General features: G+C 44.5%; 6 protein-coding genes. 2 read left to right on the top strand and 4 right to left on the bottom strand.

Going from position 1 to position 5,086, the window contains the following annotated elements:
* Window positions 1–98: 98 nt before the first annotated feature.
* Window positions 99–311: an Hfq-related RNA-binding protein gene (locus P5683_RS22530; RefSeq protein ID WP_006621095.1), complete on the bottom strand. Its 213-nt coding sequence runs from the start codon at window positions 309–311 to the stop codon at window positions 99–101.
* 43 nt (window positions 312–354) lie between these two features.
* Between P5683_RS22530 and dapF the strand changes: the two genes are divergently transcribed.
* Both dapF and P5683_RS22520 read left to right on the top strand, forming a co-directional pair.
* A complete protein-coding gene (gene dapF, locus P5683_RS22525; RefSeq protein WP_006669864.1) occupies window positions 355–1,218 on the top strand; it encodes a diaminopimelate epimerase in 864 nt (287 codons plus the stop codon).
* 23 nt (window positions 1,219–1,241) lie between these two features.
* Window positions 1,242–2,387, top strand: coding sequence for a hypothetical protein (locus P5683_RS22520; RefSeq protein ID WP_006621097.1), 1,146 nt, complete (start codon window positions 1,242–1,244; stop codon window positions 2,385–2,387).
* 88 nt (window positions 2,388–2,475) lie between these two features.
* On the opposite strand, the gene P5683_RS22515 is transcribed toward P5683_RS22520, so the two are convergent.
* The 3 genes from P5683_RS22515 to P5683_RS22505 form a co-directional block, all read right to left on the bottom strand.
* Entirely contained in the window at window positions 2,476–3,543 is a 1,068-nt protein-coding gene (locus P5683_RS22515) for a branched-chain amino acid aminotransferase (protein WP_006621098.1), read from the bottom strand.
* 164 nt (window positions 3,544–3,707) lie between these two features.
* Window positions 3,708–4,649: a polyamine aminopropyltransferase gene (speE, locus tag P5683_RS22510; RefSeq protein ID WP_006621099.1), complete on the bottom strand. Its 942-nt coding sequence runs from the start codon at window positions 4,647–4,649 to the stop codon at window positions 3,708–3,710.
* Between the two features lie 165 nt (window positions 4,650–4,814).
* Window positions 4,815–5,045 (bottom strand): hypothetical protein, encoded by a 231-nt coding sequence (locus P5683_RS22505; RefSeq protein WP_008048992.1) that lies wholly within the window; start codon window positions 5,043–5,045, stop codon window positions 4,815–4,817.
* Between the last annotated feature and the right edge of the window lie 41 nt (window positions 5,046–5,086).

Below are 5,086 nucleotides of genomic sequence, written 5' to 3'. Positions count from 1 at the left end.
AGTCATTAATTATTAATTATTAATTATTAATTATTAATTGTCGGAGCGGGTTCTGCTAGTACCTCGCCATTAATAAACCCGCCCTCTGGGGAGAGGGGTCAAGATTTGGCTTGTATGTAAGCGATCGCCTCTCGCCAGATCAAAATCGGTTCCCCCTGTGGGGGCTGTAAACAGATACAGTTAGGATCTTGCCAGATGATTTTGCCCTCTAGCAGATCTTTGGTGAGTAATTGAATCTCAACAGTGGGTTTATCCTTGATGTAGGTTTGTAACTTGCGGATGCTTGGTAAATCGGTATTAAACTCAGGCATAATCGATTAGTTATTACTAAAGCAGGAGATTGAGATATCAGTGATGGCAATTGAGTTTACAAAGTATCACGGTTTGGGCAATGATTTTATTCTGATTGATAACCGTCATCAGTCGGAGCCGATTTGTACACAGAGACAAGCTGTGCAAATGTGCGATCGCCATTTTGGTATTGGTGCTGATGGGGTAATCTTTGCGCTTCCCGGTGACGGGGCTAGTGACTACACCATGAGAATATTTAACTCTGATGGGTCAGAACCGGAAATGTGCGGGAATGGAATTCGCTGTCTGGCTAAGTTTATCACTGAGTTGGAAGGAAAAACTGGGACGGCGATCGCTTATAAAATTAATACCGCCGCCGGGGTCATCTGTCCCGAACTTTTAACCGATGGTCAGGTTAAAGTAGATATGGGATTACCACGGCTACTGGCTGCGGAAATTCCCACTACCCTATCTGAAAATAACCTCAAGGTGATCGATGTTCCCCTAGAGGTAGCAGGACAGGTTCTGTCTGTTACCTGCGTCAGTATGGGAAACCCCCACTGCATCACCTTTGTAGATGATGTAGCTAGTGTTCCATTAACGGAGATTGGACCGTTGTTTGAACATCATCCCGCTTTTCCTGAACGAACCAATACAGAATTTATTGAAGTAGTGCGACCAGATTATGTCAAAATGCGGGTTTGGGAAAGGGGCGCTGGTATAACTTTAGCCTGTGGAACCGGGGCTTGTGCTTCTGTGGTGGCGGGAGTGTTGACCCAAAGATGCGATCGCCAAGTAACTGTAGAACTTCCAGGGGGTTGTCTACAAATTGAATGGTCAGCTACAGACCAACGGTTATACATGACTGGACCAGCGCAAGCAGTTTTCCAAGGTCAGTTAACCTTTCCAATCAACAATAATCAATAATTAGGTAAACCAAGGACATTGCTATGGGTGGAGGCATTTATCTCATTCAGGATGATGATCAGCTTGTGGAAATGATGGAACAAGACTATGATTCTGAAGACCAACTTCAGGATCTCCTCGAATCTTATCCGAATTTACTGGCTGGGGATGAGATCGATCGCGCCACCCCTAGACGGTGGCTATTGATTTCCAGGGATGCTATGGTTCCCCCGGAAGAAGAAAGCGGCGGTCGCTGGTCTTTGGATCATTTGTTTATCGATCAAGATGCTATCCCTACTTTGGTCGATATTCGCCGTATCCGTAATACGGAAATGCGCCAAAAGGCGATCGGACTTATGTTGGATTATGCGGCCCATGTTAGTTTTTACTGGCCCATTGAATCGACTATTGCTCAATTTGAGGCTAACTGTCGCGAACAGGGTCGCGATCCAGAACAGGTTTTTGAGGAGTTTCTTGGACCTGATGCTAAAGAAGAGCGTTTTTGGCAAAAAGTGAAAACTAATGTACAGGCTGGTAAAATTCGCCTGGTTTTTGTGGCTGATGAAATCTCCCCCTCTTTGCGTCGGGTGGTGGAGTTTCTCAATAAGCAAACTGATCCGGGGGAAGTCTGGGCGGTGGAAATTAAGCAATATGTCAGTCAGGACGGTTTAAGGACTTTAGTACCTCGCGTAATTGGTCAAACGGCGGAAGCACAACAGAAAAAATCTAGCGCTACTGGGGAACGCAGACGCTGGGATGAGGTGTCTTTTTTTGAGGAATTAAATATCCGCCGGGGAAATGATGAAGCACAACTAGCCCAGAAAATTCACGCTTGGGCGAAACAACAACAGCCGAAAATTGATATTCAATGGGGAACCGGGGATATCTATGGCGGGTTTACGGCTTGGTTTCACCAAAAGGGTCAAAAACCCCATAAGTTATTTAGTGTGGATATTTCGGGTCGTTTGGAAATTTCCTCTAATAAATATGCCTCTCAACCTCCTTTTGATTGTCAGGAAAAATGGGGGGAACTTCGCAATAAGTTTAGTTCTATTGGTTTATCTCTCCCGGTAGAACCGACTGAGTATCGATCGCTAACTTTGCGTCTGTCTACTCTCCAGGATGAAACGGCGCTACAACAGGTTATGGAAACTTTTGATTGGGTCATTAAGGAAATTAAGAAAGCCTGATATCTTTTTCGGATAATCACTAAAGAAGCCCGTTAGGTAACAACCAACGGGCAATTAGCCGGCAATTACGGGGAAAAAGCACCCACTACTATGGTCTACATATCCAATTGTGGATATCTTCTGTTCTCCCGGTTTTTATTTCTTCGAGTTTCTGGAAAACTTGATTGGCTACTTTGCGATCGCTTACCGGAGGTAAAATCATGTCTTCTCCCTGATATCCAATGGTGGAAATATGGGCGATAGTTGCTGCTGTTCCCATACCAAAGGCTTCCGTGAGAGTTCCTTGATGGTAGGCTTGGACTATTTCATCAATGGCGATCGCCCTTTCTTCTACCGGAATGCCCCAATCACGACATAAGGTTAACACACTATCGCGGGTAATTCCAGCTAAAATAGTTCCGGTTAATTTCGGGGTGACAACTACTCCATCAATCACAAATGCTAGGTTCATCGTGCCACATTCTTCGATATATCGGCGATGAATACCATCGAGCCAAATTACATTATCATAGCCTTTCTCTTTAGCTTCTCGGTCTGCTATAAGGCTGGCGGCGTAGTTTCCGGCTACCTTAGCCGCACCGGTTCCCCCTTCAAATGCTCTCACATATTTTTCCGTGACAATCAATTTAACTGGATGAGAATAATAAGCGCCTACCGGACAGGAGATAATGATAAATTTATAGGAATCTGAGGGTTTTAATCCGACCGATTCATCAACAGCAAAGTAAATGGGTCTAATATATAAAACGCTGCCATTTTTATTAGGAATCCAATCATCATCTAACTTAATTAACTCTTTCAATCCATCAATAAAAATGGATTCGGGAATAGCTGGCATACATAACCTTTCGGCGGATTGATTAATCCGTTGATGGTTGGCATCCGGTCGGAATAATAGTGGCTCACCATTGGAGTTTTTATAGGCTTTCATACCTTCAAAAATCGCCTGTCCGTAGTGGAGAGCAGACGTAGCGGGTGATAGGTCTATCGGACCATAAGGGATAATTTGAACATCCTGCCAATTCCCCTGGCTATAGTTAGCCACCAACATATGATCACTGAAGATTTTGCCGAAGGGTATCGGTTCGGTATCTAGTTCTTTAATACGGGATTTTTTGGTAGTCTCAATTCGTAAGTGCAGATGCGGATTGTTCATGATAATTTTTCGTAGGTGGCAAAAGATTGAAATGATGGATTTTTTGAGGGGGGGGGAACAGTAGATAGCCGCTAGTTAGTAATTATCTGATTAACTAGGCTGCTTAACTGTTCCCTTGACTAGAAAATCTGGGAATTTATCGCCTCAATTAAAAATTCTTTAGGCTAACTTAACTTGCCTTTGCCAAAGAATTTAGGAGGTTCCGAAAGTGTGTAGACTTCAGTTTCGGCGGCGATCGCCTCTCGTAGATGTCGGGGAAGTTGAAATAGTCCTAACAGGGTAGTACCGTCAAACATCCGCATACCGCCTACAGTATGCTGTTGGAGGATTTCATCTGTTTTCTCCGGTTGAGGATAGGGATCAATGGGGTGTTGCGAGGCGATCGCAAATCCCCAAGGAGCCCCATAGGTGGGGATAAAGCTAGTATAGGATTGAACATGGGGAAACACAGCGTTAACTGTATTGACAATGCGAACGTGAAGATTTAAATTTCCGGGAGCCACCGGGCCAGCTTGAATTACAAATATCCCATCATCAGCTAGGACGCGCTGGATATTCTCAAAATACTCCTTCGTAAACAGTTTAAATGAGGGTCCTTCCTCAATGGGGTCTGATAGATCAGAAATAATCACATCCCATTTTTGGTCGGTGGTATCGAGAAACTCCAACGCATCCCCAACCACTAATTCCGTCCGGGGGTCTTCAAAAGCATTCTGGTGCATTTCTGGCAGATATTCGCGGCACGCCTCCACTACATCCCCATCAATATCAACCATTACCACCCGATCAACAGTTTTCCAGCGCAACACTTCCCGGATAGTCGCTCCCTCGCCGCCACCTAAGACTAAAACCTTCTCTGGTTTACCTTGAATGACCATCCCCGGATGGACTAGGGGTTCATGATACAGAAACTCATCCCCGGTGCAAGACTGCCATTTACCGTCCAGGACTAGGGCTTTGCCATAAGCCCCAGTTTCAACTATGTACATTTCCTGATAGGGGGTTTTTTTATGGGCCAGAACATCGATCACCCCGTGAGCATAAATATCCCAAGGTGTGATGTACTCTGTCATCCAAAAATCAGCCTGAACTTCACTGCCAGCCATAAAATATCCTCCCGGGTGTGATTTGACCAAAAGGGATTATATCCCAAATCCGCATAGTGATCGCTTTGATGTCATCCCCCTAATCAACCACTAAGAAAACACAAGACAGATATATATTTATGTTTTCCGTGGCAATATTCCTGCTCGACTCTAGCCTGAGTTAACTTATGATTGACTATCAGGAAAGTCTGGGATTACCCATTGAGGTGGTGCTGTGCGTTTTTTGCGGACGGCTTCTTCTGCGATATCTAGCATTTGATCTAAAGATGTATTTTCAATAAAACTCGATGCAGAACTCACATATTCCCGGTGGGGGCATTTATCACCCAGAATACAACCATTTTTACAGGCTTCTGCACAATTGATGGTAGTTTCCACAATAGTTCCCTGATACATTTACGCGACATTTATCCGGCTATTGCCTGACAATGCGACGA

Source organism: Limnospira sp. PMC 1279.21 (genome assembly GCF_032349615.1).
Classification (GTDB): domain Bacteria; phylum Cyanobacteriota; class Cyanobacteriia; order Cyanobacteriales; family Microcoleaceae; genus Limnospira; species Limnospira fusiformis.
This window is presented reverse-complemented; position numbering and strand designations above follow the sequence as displayed.

Bases quoted from the DNA above. Each gene is read 5' to 3' on its own strand.
- P5683_RS22530 (WP_006621095.1), bottom strand. From the start codon at position 311: ATGCCTGAGTTTAATACCGATTTACCAAGCATCCGCAAGTTACAAACC.
- dapF (WP_006669864.1), top strand. From the start codon at position 355: ATGGCAATTGAGTTTACAAAGTATCACGGTTTGGGCAATGATTTTATT.
- P5683_RS22520 (WP_006621097.1), top strand. From the start codon at position 1,242: ATGGGTGGAGGCATTTATCTCATTCAGGATGATGATCAGCTTGTGGAA.
- P5683_RS22515 (WP_006621098.1), bottom strand. From the start codon at position 3,543: ATGAACAATCCGCATCTGCACTTACGAATTGAGACTACCAAAAAATCC.
- speE (WP_006621099.1), bottom strand. From the start codon at position 4,649: ATGGCTGGCAGTGAAGTTCAGGCTGATTTTTGGATGACAGAGTACATC.
- P5683_RS22505 (WP_008048992.1), bottom strand. From the start codon at position 5,045: ATGTATCAGGGAACTATTGTGGAAACTACCATCAATTGTGCAGAAGCC.